This window comes from Kitasatospora sp. NPDC088264 (assembly GCF_040685715.1).
GTDB lineage: Bacteria > Actinomycetota > Actinomycetes > Streptomycetales > Streptomycetaceae > Kitasatospora.
Genome location: NZ_JBFBIR010000015.1, coordinates 116,154 through 132,706, shown reverse-complemented (window position 1 = coordinate 132,706; position 16,553 = coordinate 116,154). Strand labels below are relative to the sequence as shown.

Annotated in this window: 18 protein-coding genes; 14 read left to right on the top strand and 4 right to left on the bottom strand. The window is 72.0% G+C overall.

Annotated elements, in window-relative coordinates:
• The first annotated feature begins 28 nt into the window (after window positions 1-28).
• The 8 genes from AB0O82_RS15095 to AB0O82_RS15060 all read left to right on the top strand — a co-directional run bounded on the left by AB0O82_RS15095 (window position 29) and on the right by AB0O82_RS15060 (window position 8,137).
• Complete coding sequence (locus tag AB0O82_RS15095) at window positions 29-1,324, top strand: nucleotide sugar dehydrogenase (protein WP_363583767.1); 1,296 nt, start codon at window positions 29-31, stop codon at window positions 1,322-1,324.
• A 210-nt stretch (window positions 1,325-1,534) separates the two neighbouring features.
• The gene (locus AB0O82_RS15090; RefSeq protein WP_363583726.1) at window positions 1,535-2,830 is read left to right on the top strand and encodes a DUF445 domain-containing protein; all 1,296 of its coding nucleotides are present in this window, start codon (window positions 1,535-1,537) and stop codon (window positions 2,828-2,830) included.
• A 64-nt stretch (window positions 2,831-2,894) separates the two neighbouring features.
• Window positions 2,895-3,962 (top strand): adenosine deaminase, encoded by a 1,068-nt coding sequence (locus AB0O82_RS15085; RefSeq protein WP_363583724.1) that lies wholly within the window; start codon window positions 2,895-2,897, stop codon window positions 3,960-3,962.
• A 156-nt stretch (window positions 3,963-4,118) separates the two neighbouring features.
• Window positions 4,119-4,697, top strand: a complete 579-nt coding sequence (locus AB0O82_RS15080) for a YlcI/YnfO family protein (RefSeq protein WP_363583722.1) — start codon at window positions 4,119-4,121, stop codon at window positions 4,695-4,697.
• A 124-nt stretch (window positions 4,698-4,821) separates the two neighbouring features.
• Window positions 4,822-5,658 (top strand): DUF4097 family beta strand repeat-containing protein, encoded by an 837-nt coding sequence (locus AB0O82_RS15075; protein ID WP_363583720.1) that lies wholly within the window; start codon window positions 4,822-4,824, stop codon window positions 5,656-5,658.
• A complete protein-coding gene (locus tag AB0O82_RS15070; protein ID WP_363583718.1) occupies window positions 5,658-6,584 on the top strand; it encodes an ATP-binding cassette domain-containing protein in 927 nt (308 codons plus the stop codon). The genes AB0O82_RS15075 and AB0O82_RS15070 overlap by 1 nt, the downstream gene beginning before the upstream one ends.
• Window positions 6,581-7,351 (top strand): ABC transporter permease, encoded by a 771-nt coding sequence (locus AB0O82_RS15065; protein ID WP_363583716.1) that lies wholly within the window; start codon window positions 6,581-6,583, stop codon window positions 7,349-7,351. Before AB0O82_RS15070 ends, AB0O82_RS15065 begins: the two co-directional genes overlap by 4 nt.
• A gap of 192 nt (window positions 7,352-7,543) precedes the next feature.
• Complete coding sequence (locus tag AB0O82_RS15060) at window positions 7,544-8,137, top strand: hypothetical protein (RefSeq protein WP_350881235.1); 594 nt, start codon at window positions 7,544-7,546, stop codon at window positions 8,135-8,137.
• Window positions 8,138-8,207: 70 nt separating this feature from the next.
• Here the strand turns inward: AB0O82_RS15060 and AB0O82_RS15055 are convergent, their stop codons facing one another.
• The 3 genes from AB0O82_RS15055 to AB0O82_RS15045 form a co-directional block, all read right to left on the bottom strand.
• A complete protein-coding gene (locus tag AB0O82_RS15055) occupies window positions 8,208-8,612 on the bottom strand; it encodes a hypothetical protein (protein WP_363583714.1) in 405 nt (134 codons plus the stop codon).
• 267 nt (window positions 8,613-8,879) lie between these two features.
• Window positions 8,880-9,056 carry a DUF397 domain-containing protein gene (locus tag AB0O82_RS15050; protein ID WP_363583712.1) on the bottom strand — a complete coding sequence of 59 codons (177 nt, stop codon included), beginning with the start codon at window positions 9,054-9,056 and terminating at the stop codon, window positions 8,880-8,882.
• A gap of 8 nt (window positions 9,057-9,064) precedes the next feature.
• On the bottom strand, window positions 9,065-9,925 hold the full coding sequence (locus AB0O82_RS15045) for a helix-turn-helix transcriptional regulator (RefSeq protein WP_363583710.1): 861 nt from the start codon (window positions 9,923-9,925) through the stop codon (window positions 9,065-9,067).
• Window positions 9,926-10,092: 167 nt separating this feature from the next.
• On the opposite strand from AB0O82_RS15045, the gene AB0O82_RS15040 reads away from it, so the two are divergent.
• The 6 genes from AB0O82_RS15040 (at window position 10,093) to AB0O82_RS15015 (ending at window position 15,430) form a co-directional block, all read left to right on the top strand.
• On the top strand, window positions 10,093-10,455 hold the full coding sequence (locus tag AB0O82_RS15040; RefSeq protein ID WP_363583708.1) for an ATP-binding protein: 363 nt from the start codon (window positions 10,093-10,095) through the stop codon (window positions 10,453-10,455).
• Window positions 10,452-10,709: a hypothetical protein gene (locus AB0O82_RS15035; protein WP_350881245.1), complete on the top strand. Its 258-nt coding sequence runs from the start codon at window positions 10,452-10,454 to the stop codon at window positions 10,707-10,709. The genes AB0O82_RS15040 and AB0O82_RS15035 overlap by 4 nt, the downstream gene beginning before the upstream one ends.
• Window positions 10,710-10,887: 178 nt before the next feature.
• Window positions 10,888-11,736, top strand: a complete 849-nt coding sequence (locus AB0O82_RS15030) for a helix-turn-helix transcriptional regulator (protein WP_363583706.1) — start codon at window positions 10,888-10,890, stop codon at window positions 11,734-11,736.
• 254 nt (window positions 11,737-11,990) lie between these two features.
• A complete protein-coding gene (locus tag AB0O82_RS15025) occupies window positions 11,991-13,121 on the top strand; it encodes a methyltransferase domain-containing protein (protein WP_363583704.1) in 1,131 nt (376 codons plus the stop codon).
• A 177-nt stretch (window positions 13,122-13,298) separates the two neighbouring features.
• Window positions 13,299-14,462: a PQQ-binding-like beta-propeller repeat protein gene (locus tag AB0O82_RS15020; protein ID WP_363583702.1), complete on the top strand. Its 1,164-nt coding sequence runs from the start codon at window positions 13,299-13,301 to the stop codon at window positions 14,460-14,462.
• Window positions 14,463-14,599: 137 nt separating this feature from the next.
• Window positions 14,600-15,430: a putative adhesin gene (locus AB0O82_RS15015; RefSeq protein WP_363583700.1), complete on the top strand. Its 831-nt coding sequence runs from the start codon at window positions 14,600-14,602 to the stop codon at window positions 15,428-15,430.
• A gap of 86 nt (window positions 15,431-15,516) precedes the next feature.
• Here AB0O82_RS15015 and AB0O82_RS15010 read toward each other — a convergent pair whose 3' ends face one another.
• On the bottom strand, window positions 15,517-16,506 hold the full coding sequence (locus AB0O82_RS15010) for a zinc-binding dehydrogenase (protein ID WP_363583698.1): 990 nt from the start codon (window positions 16,504-16,506) through the stop codon (window positions 15,517-15,519).
• Window positions 16,507-16,553 lie beyond the last annotated feature (47 nt).

The window sequence follows — 16,553 nt, the reverse complement described above, 5'->3', positions numbered from 1 at the left end:
TGAACGGGGTGCGGGGATGAGCCGGACGATGGACGTGTGCGTGGTCGGGCTGGGCAAGCTGGGCCTGCCGCTGGCCGTGCAGTTCGCGCTGAAGGGTCACCGGGTGACGGGGGCGGACATCGCTCCCGGGGTCGTCCGCAGCGTCAACCAGGGCGTGCCGCCGTTCCCCCGGGAGGCGGGTTTGGACGAGGCCCTGAAGCAGGTGGTCGCCGAGGGGCGGCTGCGGGCCACCACCGACACCACGGCCGCCGTCGCCGCCGCCGAGGCCGTGGTGCTGGTCGTCCCGCTGGTCACCGCCGCCGACGGCACCCCGGACTTCGGCCTGCTCGACGCGGCCACCGACGCCGTCGCCGCCGGGCTGCGCCGGGGCACCCTGGTCAGCTACGAGACCACCCTGCCGGTCGGCGTCACCCGGGGCCGCTGGGCGCCCCGGCTGGCGGCCGGCTCCGGGCTGGCCGCCGGGGCGGACTTCGCGCTGGTGTTCAGCCCGGAGCGGGTCCGCACCGGGCGGGTCTTCGCCGACCTGCGGCGCTACCCCAAGCTGGTCGGCGGCGTGGACGCGGCCTCGACCCGGCGCGGCGCCGAGTTCTACCGGGCCGCGCTGGACTTCGACCCGCGTCCCGACCTGCCCCGGCCCAACGGCGTCTGGGAGCTGGCCTCGGTGGAGGCGGCGGAGTTCGCCAAGCTCGCCGAGACCACCTACCGGGACGTCAACATCGCGCTGGCCAACCAGTTCGCCCGGTACGCCGACCGGGTCGGGGTGGACTTCGCGGAGATCGCCGACGCGTGCAACTCGCAGCCGTACAGCCACCTGCACCGGCCCGGCATCGCGGTCGGCGGGCACTGCATCCCGGTGTACCCGCGGCTGTACCTGTGGAACGACCCGGGCGCGACGGTCGTGCGGGCCGCCCGGGAGGCCAACCTGGAGATGCCCGGGTACGCGGTCGGGGTGCTGGACGGCGCGCTGGCGGGCGGGATCGCCGGGCAGGGCGTGCTGGTGCTCGGGGCGGCGTACCGGGGCGGGGTCAAGGAGACGGCGTACTCCGGGGTGTTCCCGCTGGTCGAGGCGGTGCGGGCGGCGGGGGCGCGGCCGTACGTCAGCGATCCGCTGTACCGGGGCGGGGAACTGGCGGCGCTCGGGCTGCCCCCGTACGACGGGGAGCCGGTGGTGGCGGCGGTGCTCCAGGCGGACCACCCGGAGTACCGGGAGCTGGCGCCGGAGGACCTGCCGGGGGTGCGGGTGCTGCTGGACGGGCGGCGGTGCACGGATCCGGCGGCGTGGGCGGTCGAGGGGGTGCGGCGGATCGTGCTGGGCGGGGCGTGATCGTGCTGGGCGGAGCCCGAGGGGGTGCGGTTTCAGGCTCTGACGGGCGTGCGGGCGCCGCGTCGGCGGGCACGGTGGACCGCACACGGCGTGAGGGGGCGGGTACGGGGCGTGCGCCCAGCTGCGCGCGAGGCGTGCCCGGGCGCGCAACCAGGCGCGTGATCGCGGGGCGCGCCCTCGCCCGCGCCGGGCAGCGGGCAGACTGGCGGGGTGAGTGACGAAGCCTTCAGCGGTACGGGCCCCGGGGTCCGGTTCACCGCCGCCGACGAGCAGAAGAGACATGGCGTCCGCCGGATGAAGACCATCGCGACCGGCCTGCTGGCCTTCGCGAGCCTGGTCTTCGCCCTCGCCACCTGGGCCAAGGCGGTCGGCGCCGGCGCCTGGGCCGGGTACGTGGCGGCGGCCGCCGAGGCGGGCATGGTCGGCGCGCTGGCCGACTGGTTCGCGGTGACGGCGCTGTTCCGCCGCCCGTTCGGCCTGCCGATCCCGCACACCGCGATCATCCCGACCAAGAAGGACGCCTTCGGGCGCTCGCTCGGCGACTTCGTCGGCGACAACTTCCTCTCCGGCCGCGTGGTGCGCGGGCGCCTCGCGGCGCTGGGCATCGCCCGGCGGCTGGGGGAGTGGCTGGCCGCGCCGGGCAGCGCCGAGCGGGTCACCAAGGAGGCCTCGGCGGCGCTGCGCGGGGTGCTCGCGGTGCTCCGGGACGACGACGTGCAGGCGGTCGTCGCCGAGGCGGTGACCAGGCGTGCGGCGGCCACCTCGGTGGCCGAGCCGATGGGCCGGATGCTGGGCAAGGTGGTCGCGGACGGCGGGCACCACGGCGTGGTCGACCTGGTGGCCGTCCGGGCGCACGGCTGGCTGACCGCCAACCACGAGGAGGTGGTCCAGCGGGTCACCCAGAAGACCCCGGGCTGGACGCCCAAGTTCCTCGACCACCAGGTCGGCGAGCGGGTCTACAAGGAGCTGATGCGGTTCGTCACCGACATCCGGGACGACCCGGACCACCCGGCCCGCGGTGCCATCGACAACTTCCTCGCCGACTTCGCGACCGAACTGCAGACCGACCCGGAGACCATCGCCCGGGTGGAGCGGGCCAAGGTGGAACTGCTGGCCCGGCCCGAGGTGCAGGACCTGATCGCCTCCACCTGGGCGGCCGTCCGGACCCTGGTGGTGAACGCGGCCGAGGACGAGGACAGCGAACTGCGCCGGCGCATCCGTGAGGGCGTGAGCAGCTTCGGCGCGCGCCTGGCCACCGACGCCAAGCTCCAGGCCAAGGTGGACGGCTGGCTCCAGGGCGCCGCCCAGTACCTGGTCGACACCTACCGCGCCGAGATCACCTCGCTGATCTCCGAGACGGTGGCGGGCTGGGACGCCGACGACGCCTCCCGCAAGATCGAGGCCAACGTGGGCCGCGACCTGCAGTTCATCCGGATCAACGGCACCGTGGTCGGCGCCATGGCCGGGCTGCTCATCCACACCGTCGCGACCGCCCTCGGAGGCTGACCCCGGGGCGGCCTATCCTTGCCAGCACCTGTCGGTACGCGCGTAGAGGAAGTAGGGAACCACCGTGGTCCAGCCGGACGGAAGTCGGATCGGAAACCCCAGTGGCCAGGGGGGCATCGAGGCGTTCATCGCCGGGATGCCCAAGGCGGAGCTGCACGTCCACCACGTGGGTTCGGCCTCGCCGCGCGTCGTCGCCGAGCTGGCGGCCCGCCACCGCGGCCGGTCGAAGGTGCCGGTCGACCCGGCGGCGCTCGCCGAGTACTTCACCTTCACCGACTTCGCGCACTTCATCGACGTCTACCTGAGCGTCGTGGACCTGATCCGCGACGCCGAGGACGTCCGCGCGCTCACCTACGGCGTGGCCGAGGACATGGCGCGCCAGAACATCCGGTACGCCGAACTGACCATCACCCCGTACTCCTCGGTCAAGCGGGGCATCCCGGACGTCGCCTTCATGGAGGCGATCGAGGACGCCCGGCTGCGCGCCGAGAAGGAGCTCGGGGTCGTACTGCGCTGGTGCTTCGACATCCCCGGCGAGGCCGGTCTGGAGGCCGCCGAGGAGACCGCCCGGCTCGCCGTCGACCTGGCCCCCGAGGGCCTGGTCAGCTTCGGCCTCGGCGGCCCGGAGATCGGTGTGCCGCGCCCGCAGTTCAAGCCCTACTTCGACCGGGCGCGGGCGGCCGGCCTGCGCAGCGTCCCGCACGCGGGCGAGACCACCGGGCCGGAGACGGTCTGGGACGCGATCCGGGTGCTCGGCGCCGAGCGCATCGGGCACGGCACGCAGTCGGTGAAGGACCCGGCGCTGCTGGACCACCTGGGTGAGCACCGGATCCCGCTGGAGGTCTGCCCGACCTCCAACATCGCCACCCGGGCGGTGGAGCGGATCGAGGAGCACCCGATCAAGCGGATGGTGGACGCCGGGCTGCTGGTCACGATCAACAGCGACGACCCGCCGATGTTCGGCACCGACCTCAACACCGAGTACGCCGTCGCGGCGCGGCTGCTGGGCCTGGACGAGTCCGGGGTGGCGGCGCTGGCGCGCAACGCGGTCGAGGCGTCCTTCCTGGACGTGGCGGGCAAGGCGCGGCTGGCCGGCGAGATCGACGCGTACCTGGCGGGCTGGAAGGCCTGATTCCCGGCGTCCGCCCTGGTGGACGCCCCGTGAGCCCCGTGAACCGCCCCGCCGGCACCTGCCGGCGGGGCGGTTCTCTGTTCCCACCCGGAGGTGGTGCCAAAGTGGCGCCACTAATGGCTCGACATGGCACCACTGCTGTGCCATGCTGAAGCCATGGACCTCACGCCGTACGTCGAAAACCTTCGGAACGAGCTCGCGGTGGCCGCGGGCACGGGCGGGGACGAAGCCCGTGCGCTGGCCGAGCGGCTGACGCTGCCGCTGGATTCGGCCGTGCGGCTCACCCTGCTCAACGCGCTCTCGGCCGCGATGGGCGAAGTGACCCGCGAGCTCGCCCCCGGCTCGGTGGACGTGCGGCTGCGCGGGCTCGATCCCGAGTTCGTCGTCACCGTACCGCCCGGCGCCGACACCTTCCACGGCGATGCGCCGCCCGTGGTGCCACCGATGGCGCCGATGGTGGCGTCGGTGGCACCAGTGGCGCCGCCCGTGGTGCCGGAGTCGGACGAGACGGGCACGGCCCGGATCAACCTGCGCCTGCCCGCCCACCTCAAGGCCCGGGCCGAGGAGGCCGCCGGGCAGGAGGGCCTCTCCCTCAACGCCTGGCTGGTCCGGGCCGTCGCCGGCGCGCTGGAGGCCGGCGAGCCGACCGCCCGCCCGGCCGCGCCGCAGGCCCCCCAGCCGACGGCTCGCCCGCGCCGCGGCGGCGGCCAGGGCTTCACCGGCTGGGTCCACTGACGCTTCCGCCCGCTTCCGCCCGCTCCGCCCGCTAGACCCGCTCCATCCGCGCTCCACCCGCAACGACGTCACCCCCGCTCCGACCAGCGGGAACACCCATCAGAGTCAAGAGGACGGGACAGCCATGCCTACGTACGAGACCGACAGACCGATCTCGGTCACCCTCGAATTCGAGATCGGCTCGGTGCGGATCAGCGCGAGCAAGCGCACCGACACCGTGGTCGAGGTCAAGCCCGCCAACCCCGCCGAGGAGGCCGACGTCAAGGCCGCCCAGCAGACCCAGGTCGACTACGCCGGCGGCCGGTTCACCCTCAAGGGCCCGAAGAAGCGCTCGCCGTTCGGCCGGATCGGCTCGATCGACATCCTGATCGAGCTGCCGGCGGGCTCGGAGATCAACGCCGACGCCCCGATGGCCACCTTCGTCGCCGAAGGCCCGCTCGGCGACTGCCGGCTGAAGACCTCGCTCGGCCGGATCCAGGTCGAGCAGGCCGCGAGCGCGCGGCTCAAGACCGACCACGGGGAGGTCCGGGTCGACTCGGTCGACGGGGACGCGGAGGTCTCCGGGCTCGGCCGGGTCGCGGTCGGCACGGTCGGGGGCGCGCTGACGGTCAAGAACAGCAACGGCGACACGGAGGTCCGCGAGGTCCACGGGGCGCTCAAGGCGAGCTCCTCCTTCGGCCGGATCGAGGTCGGCACCGCCCACGCGGGGGTGGACGCCAAGACGGCGCACGGCCCGATCCGGATCGGCCGGGTGGTGCGCGGCCAGGTCACCATGCAGACCTCCCTGGGGGACTTGGAGGTCGGCATCGCGGAGGGCACGGCGGCCTGGCTCGACGTGCACAGCAAGGTCGGCACCGTGCGCAACGCCCTCGGCGCGGCGCAGGGCCCGGGCGACGCCCGGGAGACCGTCGAGGTCCGCGGCCGCACCCAGCTCGGCGACGTCGTGATCCGGAGGGCGTGATGGCGGCGATCTCGGCAGTCGGACTGACCAAGTCCTACGGCGACAAGGCCGTGCTGAAAGGCATCGACCTGGAGATCCCGGCGGGCAGCGTGTTCGCTCTGCTCGGGCCGAACGGCGCCGGCAAGACCACCACCGTGCAGATCCTCTCCACCCTGGTCCCGGCCGACGGCGGGGTGGCCCGGGTGGCCGGGCACGACGTGGTCGAGCAGGCCTCCGGGGTGCGGGCGGCGATCGGCGTCACCGGCCAGTTCTCGGCGGTGGACAACCTGCTCACCGCCGAGGAGAACCTGCTGCTGATGGCGGACCTCAACCACCTCCCCCGTCGGGAGGGGCGGAGGCGGGCCGAGGATCTGCTGCGGCGGTTCGACCTCACGGAGGCGGCGCGCAAGCCGGTCGTCACCTTCTCCGGCGGCATGCGGCGCAAGCTCGACCTGGCGATGACGCTGGTCGGCGATCCGCAGGTGATCTTCCTCGACGAGCCGACCACCGGGCTGGACCCGCGCAGCCGGCGGACGATGTGGGAGATCATCCGGGGGCTGGTCGCCGACCACGGGGTGACGATCTTCCTCACCACCCAGTACCTGGAGGAGGCCGACGAACTCGCCGACCGGATCGCCGTCCTGGACGGCGGGCGGATCGTCGCCGAGGGCACGGCGGACGAGCTGAAGCGGATCGTCCCCGGTGGGCGGATCCGGCTCCAGTTCGCGGATGCCGCCCAACTGGGTGCTGCCGCCGGGCTGTTCGACTACGCCGCGGTCGACACCGAGGCGCTGCGACTGGACATCCCGGGGGACAACTCCGTGGTCACCGTGAAGGCGGTGCTGGACGCGCTCGACAACGCCTCGGTCCAGGCCGAGTCGCTGGTCGTGGAGACGGCCGATCTGGACGACGTGTTCCTCACACTGACCGGGGAGGGCGCCCGATGAGCGCTTCGGTGAGCTACGCGGTCAGTGACTCGCTGACCATGCTGCGGCGCAACCTCAAGCACGCGCTGAGGTATCCGTCGCTGACCTTCGCGGTCGTGATCATGCCGGTGATGATGCTGCTGCTGTTCAACTACGCCTTCGGCGGCGCGCTCGGCGCGGGCATCGGCGGCGGCAGCTACATCGACTACGTGACGCCCGGCATCCTGCTGATGGCGGCCGCCTCGGGGTCGCTGGTCACGGCGATCGGGGTCTGCGTCGACATGACGGAAGGCATCGTCAACCGCTTCCGCACGATGGCGATCTCACGCTCGGCCTTCCTGGCCGGGCACGTGGTCGGCAGCGTGATACAGACCATGCTCGGCCTGGTCCTGGTGGTCGGCGCGGCGCTCGCGATGGGCTTCCGGCCCAACGCCGGGCTGGTGGAATGGCTGGCGGCCGTCGGACTGCTGCTGTTCGTCACCGTCGCGCTGACCTGGATATCGGCGGGCATCGGGCTGGTCGCCAAGACGGTGGAGAGCGCCAGCAACCTGCCGATGCCGATACAGTTCCTGCCCTTCATCGGCAGCGCGATCGTCCCGCCCGACTCGATGCCGACCGCCCTGCGGTGGTTCGCCGAGTACCAGCCGTTCACGCCGATCATCGAGACCCTGCGGGGGCTGCTGATGGGCACCCCGATCGGCAACAGCGCCTGGAGCGCGCTGGCGTGGTGCACCGGGCTGACGCTGATCGGCTACTTCTGGTCGAGGAGCGTCTTCTACCGGCGGTGACGGGGGTGCGGCCGGTAGCGGGAGGCCCGGGAGGACAGCGATGTCCGCCCGGGCCTTCCGGCGTCGTGGCCGGTCCTGAGTCGTGGCCGGCACCGGTAGACGCCCAGGGCCTGGGCCGGAGCCGACCGGAGCCCCAACCGCCGGACATCCGGTAGTAAAGTCCGGGCAAAGGCTCACCCTGGGGAGGGGCGCATGACGGCGGCACGTCGCAAGCGGATCGTGTGGTGGCTCAGAGGTGTGGCGCTGGCGGCGTTCCTGGTCTATCTGCCGGGCTATCAGGCCTCGTTCTCAGGCGGGCTGGTAGAGGTCGAGCGCTGGCTCAACCACCCGCTGCCGCTGCTCGGCGCCACCGTCGTGCTGGCCGTGGTCTCGCTGGTGATCCAGTTCGAGTTCCGCACCTGGTGGTCGCAGGTCGGGTGCGCGGCCGCCCTGGTGTCGCTCGTCTTCCTCGCCGGGGTGGCCGTGCTCCTGTCGCTGCTGCTCGACCGCGACGGGCAGCCCGTCAGCCGGAAGAGCCACCCGGAGCACCCGGACCGCGTGCTGACCGTGACCGATGTCGCCTTCTCGATCGACCCGATCTACCGGGTCGAGCTGTTGACCGGCAGTGGCTGGTCCGCCCGCCACTGGGAACTGGGCGAATGGGACGTCCGTGGCGGCGAGTTCGGCAGGGTCGACTGGTCCGGGCCGGACCGGATCGCGGTGACCGGGGTGGAGGGGACCGAGACCGCGGTGTTCACTGTCGACCCGGACGGCCGGCCGAGCAGGCAGGACCCGACGCCCGGGTAGGCCGGTAGAGCCGAGGGGGGCGGTAGGCCCTCGCGCGGCGGGGAGGCCGCGCGAGGGCCTACCGGCGGGGCTACCAGGTGTCGATGCCCATCTTCTTGGCCGCGTCGTGGACGGCCTTGTAGTGGGCGTGGGACATGCCGGACTGCTTGTCCTTCTCGGGCAGGTTCTTGTCCGTCGCGCGGAATTCGTCGCGGGCCTCGGCGAGCAGGCTCGTGCCGTAGGAGACGGGGACGTCCTTGACGCCGTGGGACGGGTGGGTCTTCTCGGCGGTCTTGCTGCCCGCCTTGATCAGGATGTCGCGGGCCTTGTTGAAGTCGTCGGCCTTGACCGTCTTCGGGTTGCTGAGCTGTGCCTGCACCCGGGCCGTCGGCTGGGCCTGCGCGGTGCCTGCGGCCATGGCGGGAGCGGCGGCGGCAGCGCCGAGGGCGCCGGCGGCGGCGACTGCCACGAGGGCGTTCCGGAGGGTCCTGTTCATGGATATCGATCCCTTCACAATGTCTAAGCATCAGTGCCCGCACCGGACTTGGAGTCCGTGGGAGTGCGAACTCCTCGGCACTACCCCGGCCCTCCTCGGCGGCAAACCGGTGTCTGTTCGGGGGCGGTGGGGGAACGGCGGGATCAGGCCGTCTTGTGATTATCGGACGGCTGGGTCAGTGGAGGCGGAAGGGTCCCAAGGGGGACGGCCAGGATTGGGTGTGCGGAGGGCGGGCCGTTCGACGAACGGCCCGCCCGGTGCTGTGGATCAGACGTCGAACTCGCCGGCGCGGATGGCGGAGAGGAGGTCGCGCCATTCGGCGGGGGTGAGTTGGGCGATGGCGTCGGGTAGAAGAGTGCTGCGGACGTAGACGGCGTCGGAGGTGATGGCGACCTCTGGGCAGTTATTGCCGTCGCCGCAGGCACTGGGCTTTCGCCATTCCACGGGATCCCTCACAGGCTGTTCATGATGCTGGAGATCACGTCACGGGAGGCCGATGGATCGAGCGCGCGATCACGCATCGCCCCGATGATGTTCCGGTAGTTCTCCAGCTGGTTCATCTCGGTCAGGAACGCTGGCGATCCTACGGAGTCAAGCTGGACCGTATCGAGGCGGGGTGCCGGCCCGCTCGCATACAGCACGGCGTGGCCCGCACCCTTGAATCCGCCGGCCCTGAACTCCAATACGCGCAGCGTCACGTTGGGGGCCTCCGAGAGCACGAGCAACTGCTTCAGCTGCTCTCTGGCGACAGTCGTTCCCCCGAACTCCATGCGCAGCGCGGCCTCGTGCACGATTGCTTCGTATTCCAGCGGATCGCTGCGTGTCAGGAGCTCTGCTCGCCGCATCCGGTTCTCGACTCGCGCTTCGATGTTCAGTGGCCGCAGCGGAGGATAGACCTCTCGGAAGATCGCGCGAGCTGTCTCCTCGGTCTGCATGAGACCGGGCGCATGGCAGATCTGATACGTCACCAACGCGCTGGAATAGTGTTCAACTTCGGAAATCTCAAGAATCCCTGCTGGGACGAGCCCTCTGTGCTCCTCCCACCACCCCTTGGTGCGGTCGGCGGCCATCTCAGCGACGGCGTCGACGTACGCAGAGTCGGCCTCCTCGTACTCGGCGGCGAGCGCAAGCACCCGTTCAGCGCTTACCGGGTAGGCGCCTTGCTCGATCAGCGTGACCTTGCTCCGGTCCAGTCCGAGAACGGCGGCAGCGTCGCCAGCCGTGCGTCCGGCGGCCTCTCGCATCTTTCGCAGCTCGATGCCGACGCGCTTGCGGCGTGCGGTTGGGGTAGGTGGCATCTCCCCAGCATCCATCGTCGGTGTGTGACGAGTCCAGCGAGCAGATAGGCATATCTTCCTGGCTTCGCTAGCAAATTTGCTATCGCATGCCCTACAGTCTGTGATGCACCGCTCACCGAGCGGATTGTCGGTAGTGCCGCTCGGGCACTGAAGAGCACCCATCTCCGTCACTGGGAGACATCGTGCGTAACCTCAACTCCCCCTCCCTCACCCTCGCTCGCGACACCCTCCGCGACGGCATGACCCGCGTCGGCTGGTCGCCCTCCTCCATCGCGGACGCCGAGCTCGCCCTCGTCGAACTGATCGTCAACGCCTGGCGTCACGGCGAGACGACCTCCCCCGTCGTCCTCATCCACTTCCTCTCGAATACTCTCCGCGTCACCGTCGCGGACCGCTCCTCCACCCTCCCCGAGCAGCGAACGCCGTGCCCGCTCGCCGAGTCCGGCCGGGGCCTCCAGCTGGTCGCCGGCCTCACCCACCGGTGGGGCGTCGACCCCCTGAAGCTGGGCAAAATCGTTTGGTTCGAGCTGGACGGTGTCGCGTGATCGCCCACCACCCCATCCATCCGGCCGATCCGGCGCTGCGCCACCTCACGGCCCGCCAGATCACCGGACTCATCGTCGAACTCCGCACCGAGGGGCGTGAGTTCGGGATCCTCTGGCCCTCCGCCCAGCCCGGCGAGACCGACCTCAACGGCCGCGCCCTCGTCTCCCTCGGCAACATCCCGGCCAGCACCCTCATCAACCTCCTCGCCCTCCTCCGCGAGTACAAGCGCGAGCGGGACCGCCGCCGATGCTAGGTCTCCTGACCTTCAACCTCCTGGCCTCCCTCCTCGGCGCCCTCTGCGAAACCCGCGCCCGCCACCTCCACGACCGCACGGCCGCCTACGCAGTGCTTGCCTCATGTCAAGCCTGCGATTCCGCACGGCACTTCGCGGTACCGACGTGCGAGTTCGGTCGGCAGGTAGCCTCCGGGTGGTGAGCACCGATTTTCAGCAGGCGCGGCTGTCACTCGGTGTGCGGCTACGGGAGTTGCGCACCGAGGCGGGCGTGAACGGCCGCGACCTCGCCGGACGGCTGGGCTGGCCGGCGTCGAAGATTTCGAAGCTGGAGAACGGCAAGCAGACGGCCACTCCCGCGGATCTTCATGCGTGGGCCGAAGCGCTGGGATGCCCCGAGACCGCTGCCGAGTTGAAGGGCAGGCTGCAAGGCCTGGAGTACCGCTATCGGGGATGGAAGCGGGTGCTGGTCGGCGGGCACCGGGTGCGCGAGGAAGCCGGAGTCAGGCACGGCCGGGAGGCGGCGGTGACCACCGGCTACGAACCTGCCATCATCCCGGGCATTTTCCAGATCGCGGAATACGCCCGCCACGTCCTGACTCGCGCAACCGATCTGGATGACGGGCCACGTGACATCGAGGAAGGAGTATGTGCCCGGTTGAAGCGCCAGGAGTCCCTCTACCAGCGAGGGAAGCGCTTCCGCTTCATCATGTCCGAGGCCGCGCTGTACGTGCAGATCTGTCCGCCCGACGTTCTGGCTGCTCAACTCGACCGTCTGGGAGGCCTGCTGGGGCTCGACTCGGTTGAGGTGGGGATCGTTCCGCTCGGGGCTCCGGTGGCGGTCATTCCCAAGCACGGCTTCTGGATCTACGACGACAGGCTCGCGATCGTCGAGACGTGGAACGCTGAGCTGTGGCTCGACGAACCCGCCGACATCGCTCTGTACCGGAAGGTCTGGGGAAAGCTGCACGATGCTGCGGTGTACGGCCCCGCGGCACACCGGCTGATCTCCCGTGCGCGCTCGACGCTGGCACTGGCAGCCACCTGAGCAACGTGCGGAAGCCTCGCCGCGCATAGGAGAAATGCGGAGAAATGCGGCTCACACCGGCATGGTTGGGCCTCTACCGTGTCGGACAGGACCTTGCCGGCACCCGAGTGACCGGCACCGATCGAGAGGAGCCGGAATGGGCGAGCACGGAGACGGCAAGGGTGGCGAGGACGGGGACAAGAAGCAGTCCCCGAAGGAGTCCGACGGCCAGTGGACCAAGCCCGTGAAGCCGTCGAAGAAGTGAGCTCCAACTGATGGATGAATACGCACAGTTGCTGGCGCGGATGGAATCGGCGGGGGCGCTGGGCGAGGGGTGGCGGGGCGCGTTCGAGCGTGCCCCGCGCTCTTCCTTCGTCCCGGACTCCGTCTGGGCCCCGGACGACGACAGCCCGACCGGCTACGGCCGGATCACCCGGGCCGACCACCCGGACTCCTGGTGGGCGCTGGTGAACGCCGACGAGGTGGTGGTCACCCAGATCGATGACGGCCTCGATACCGGGCCGGGCATCGCCACCTCCTCGGCCTCCATGCCCTCCCTCGTCGCGAGAATGCTCCGGCACCTGGACGTGGTCGACGGGAACACCGTGCTCGACATCGGCACCGGCACGGGATGGACGAGCGCGCTCCTCTCCGCCAGGCTCGGTGACGTCCACGTGACCACCGTCGAGGTCGATCGAGCGGTCGCCGCCGCAGCGGTCCGACGGCTCACCGCAGCGGGCTTCCATCCCAGTTGCTCGACCGGCGACGGCCTCGAAGGCCGGCCCCTCCGGGCGCCTTACGATCGCATCCATTCCACGGCGGCGGTTCGCCGACTGCCGCGTGCCTGGCTCGAACAGACCCGCCCCGGCGGCGTGATCGTCACCCCCTGGGGCACGCCCTACGCCAACGCCGGACTCCTGCGCGTGGTGGTCGGCGTGCCGGGGGAGCCCTCCCGGGGCAAGTTCGTGGACAACGCCAGCTTCATGTGGGTCCGCAGCCAGCGCCCCCACCCGGTGGCCGAACCGACCGGCCGGCCGATCCTCCGGGGCTCGTCGCCGATCGACCCGGAGCTGGCGCTGGAGAACGTGGACGTGGCGTTCGCCATCGGCCTCCGGGTGCCCGGCGTTCGGTATCACCACACCTGGGACGACGCGGACCCCGGCGGCACCTATCGGATGCGGCTCTCCGACGGCGCCGGCTCCTGGGCGTCCGTCCGCCACCACGACTGGGGCGCCGCCGACGCAGTCCAGCAGGCCGGGCCCCGCCGCCTGTGGGACGAGATCGTCCGCGCCCGCCGACGATGGCTCGCCGACGGCGAACCGGACCTCACCCGCTTCGGCGTGACGATGACGCCGACCGGCGAACAGCACGTGTGGCTCGACGAGCCCGGCAACCTGATCGGATGACCCAGCCGCGAACCCCCAGGCACCTGACCTGAGCCCCCGCGCAGGAAGTCGGCCCGGCCGACTTCCTGCGCGGGGCCTTCAGAATCCCGGCCGCATCCTGGCCGTCCTTTTCGGCGCCTTCTGTGAAGCTCGCCCGCGCGGTGGAACCGGTGGCAGGCGCAGACGGTCACCTTCGGTGTGACCTCGAACGAATCGCAGACCGATCCCGTCCGCCCCCACGTCAGCCGCAGGCGCATGCTGTTGGGCGTCGCCGGCGTGGCGGCGGCCGCCGTCACCGTCGGGGGCATCGGCTGGTGGGCGCGGCGGGACGCCGACACCGGCCACCGCGTCTGGAGCCGGACCGGCACCGGCAGCCGGGTCGCCCTGTCGGCCACCCCGCAGTCCGACCTCTACGTCGCGGACTTCGACGGCACGGTCAGGGCCCTCGACCTGCGGACCGGCGCCCCGCGTTGGAGTGCCGAGGTCGCCTCGCGCAACCCCGCCGACAGCAGCTTCGGCTGGCCGATCGCCGCAGGTGACGGACTGGTCTGCGTGACCACCGACTCCCACGTCCACGCCCTGGACGCCGCGTCCGGAGCCGTCCGGTGGACCGTGCCGGCGCCGAGGGGCTATCTGTCCGGATGGACGGACGGCCCCACCGTCGGCGGGGACGTGTTCGTGATCTGCGACGGCCGCGTCCACTCCTACGACGCGGCCACCGGCGAGGCCCGGTGGGCCGGCCCGCTGGAGGCCGCCTGCGGGCCGGCGGTCGCGGGCGGCACCGTGTACCTTGCCGCCCCTGCGGGCGGGATCTCCGCCCTCGACGCGAAGACCTGTGAGCGACGCTGGGAGCAGCCCGCCGTCGGCACGCTCGTCGACCGGCCCGTGGTCCACGAGGGCGTCCTCTACCTGTCGGCTTCCGCCGGCGCCGCCTCGACCGTCTCGGCCTCGACCGTCTCCGCCCTGGACGCGGCGACCGGTCGGGTGCTCTGGCAGCGTGACGACCTCGGCCACCCCGTTGTCCAGCCCGCCCCGGTCGCCGACGGGACGCTCTGCCTCCTCGACAACGACCGGGTCATCGCCGTCGAGGCGGGTACGGGCCGCAGCCGGTGGACGTCCTCGGTGCCGGACGGCCTGGGCCGGGGCATGAGCACCATGGCCGTCGCCGACGGCCGGGTCTACGTGGCGCTGAACGACGGTCGGCTGCACGCCCTCGACCTCGCCACCGGCCGGCTTCAATGGCAGGACGATCCGGCCAAGTTCGGCACCGAGTACACCGGGCTCTCGCTGACGGCCTTCGGCGGCGTCGCCTACCGCGGCAGCCGGGCCGGCCTCTACGCGGCGGGCATACCCGCGGCCTGACCTCCGCGCGAGGTCTCGGCGCGGCAGGGCACCGCGCGGTGCGCCTTCAGGCAGCGGGCACTGCCCGTAGGGACCTGGCGCCCGGGTCGACGTCACCGATATCCAGGAGAGTGAGCTTTCGAGTCGAGAGGGGGACGATGCACGCCCACGACAGGACCAAGGCTGCCGCCGCCGGCAAGGCCCGCACGCCGGCCCGTACTTCGGAGCCGACGACCAGGAACCCGAACCGGGCGCAGGCCGCCGCCCAGTCGCTGCTCGGTCTCCAGAGCACCCACGGCAACGCGGCCGTCGTGCAGATGCTCCGCGCGACCGGGATCCAGCGCGCGTCCGACCAGAACCGGCCCATGATCAATCACCAGAACCCGGACGACGACTGGGAGGCCGACAACACCGCGCCCGCGCGTACGGACGGTCTCGTCCTCAGCGGTCACGGCGCCTGGGAGGCCGCGAACGGCAGCTTCCGGGTGCCCGCGGGGACGCGGGTGCACTTCTACACGCAGCACGGGATGGTCCTCCCCGACGACCTGGGCGGGCAGGTGGAGAACGGCGCCAACCGGGGCGGCAGCGTGGAACAGGGGCAAGAGCGTGGCGCCGCGCGCACCGTGGTGGGCGGGCGGAGCCTGCAGAACTACACCATCTCCTACCCCAGCGGCCTCACCATCCGGGGAAACCCGGCGATCGCCAGCCCGGTTGGCGGCGGGTACGACGTCGAACTCGATCCGGGGACGCCGGCCGCAACCGTCATCAACGTCGCCACGCTGATCGACCCCCAACTCGCGGGCCGCTCGATCGTCTTCGACGGCGACGTGCTGCTGAGCGACATCCTGCGGCCCGGCATGGGCGACGTGCACTTCGCGGCCTGCCGCTTCGTCGAGACCAACAGGCCCGGGACGCGGAACCAGGGCCGTCCTCAGAACCACAACTACGCCGGCGACCCCGGCGAGGCCGGCGGTCTCTACAACCCCTGACCCGCCCGGCCTCCAATGCTCCGCGCTCCGCGCAGGAAGTCGGCCCACCCGACTTCCTGCGCAAGGGGCGCCGCCCCGAGCAGGCCTCAACCAGCCACGCGCACCACGTACTTGCCGGTGGCCCGCCCCTCCGCCATGGCGTCGTGGGCGGCGGGGACGGAGGCCAGGCCGGGGACTTCGGTGACCGGCAGCGTGAGGTCACCGGCGGCGAGCAGGTCGAGGACCGTGCGGATGGCGCGGGCGAGCCGTTCGGGGGCGGTGGCGGCCAGGGCGCGGTGGCTGAAGCCGGTGATGGTGAGGTTCCCGGCCATCAGGCGGCCGAGCGGCGGCAGGTCGGCGACGGCGCCGCCGCCCGCGTTGCCGAAGAGGACGATCCGGCCGCCGGGTGCGGTGAGTTCGAGGTCGAGCTCCAGGGCCTCGGTGCCCAGCGGGTCCAGCACGAGGTCGACGCCCCGGCCCCCGGTCGCGGCCCGGACGGCCTCGGGCAGTGCCTCGTCGCGGGCGAAGGCGTGGTGGTAGCCGGAGGCGACGGCGGACGCCGCCTTCTCCGGGCGGCCCACCGTGCCGATCAGCCGACCGCCGCCCCCGATCAGCGGGACCAGTTGGGCGACGGCGTGGCCGATCCCGCCGCCGGCCGAGTGCACCAGGACGGTGTCCCCGGCGGTGAGCCGGCCGGCGTCGGTGAGCAGCAGCACGGCGGTGGCCAGGCCCAGCGGGGCGGCGGCGGCCTCGCGCAGCGCCAGCCCGTCCGGGACGGGCACGGTGAGCGCGGCCTCGGCGAGCACCACCTCGGCCAGGCCGCCGCCGACGGGCGCGGCCGCCACCCGGTCGCCCACCGCCAGTCCGGTGACGCCCTCGCCGACCGCCCGGACGGTGCCGGCCACCTCCTTGCCCGGCCGGTACGGCCAGGCGGTGACGTAGCCGGCGTCGCCCCGGCGGCCCATCACGTCGACGAAGTTCAGCCCGGCGTAGGCGACGTCGACCGCCACCTGGCCGGGGCCGGGGTTCGGGGCCTCGACCTCCCGGATCTCCGTGTGCTCGGCCCCACCGGGTGCGGTCATCACCAATGCGCGCATGTCGGTCCCCCTCGACTACGATTTTCGACGAACGGCGAAATTGACGT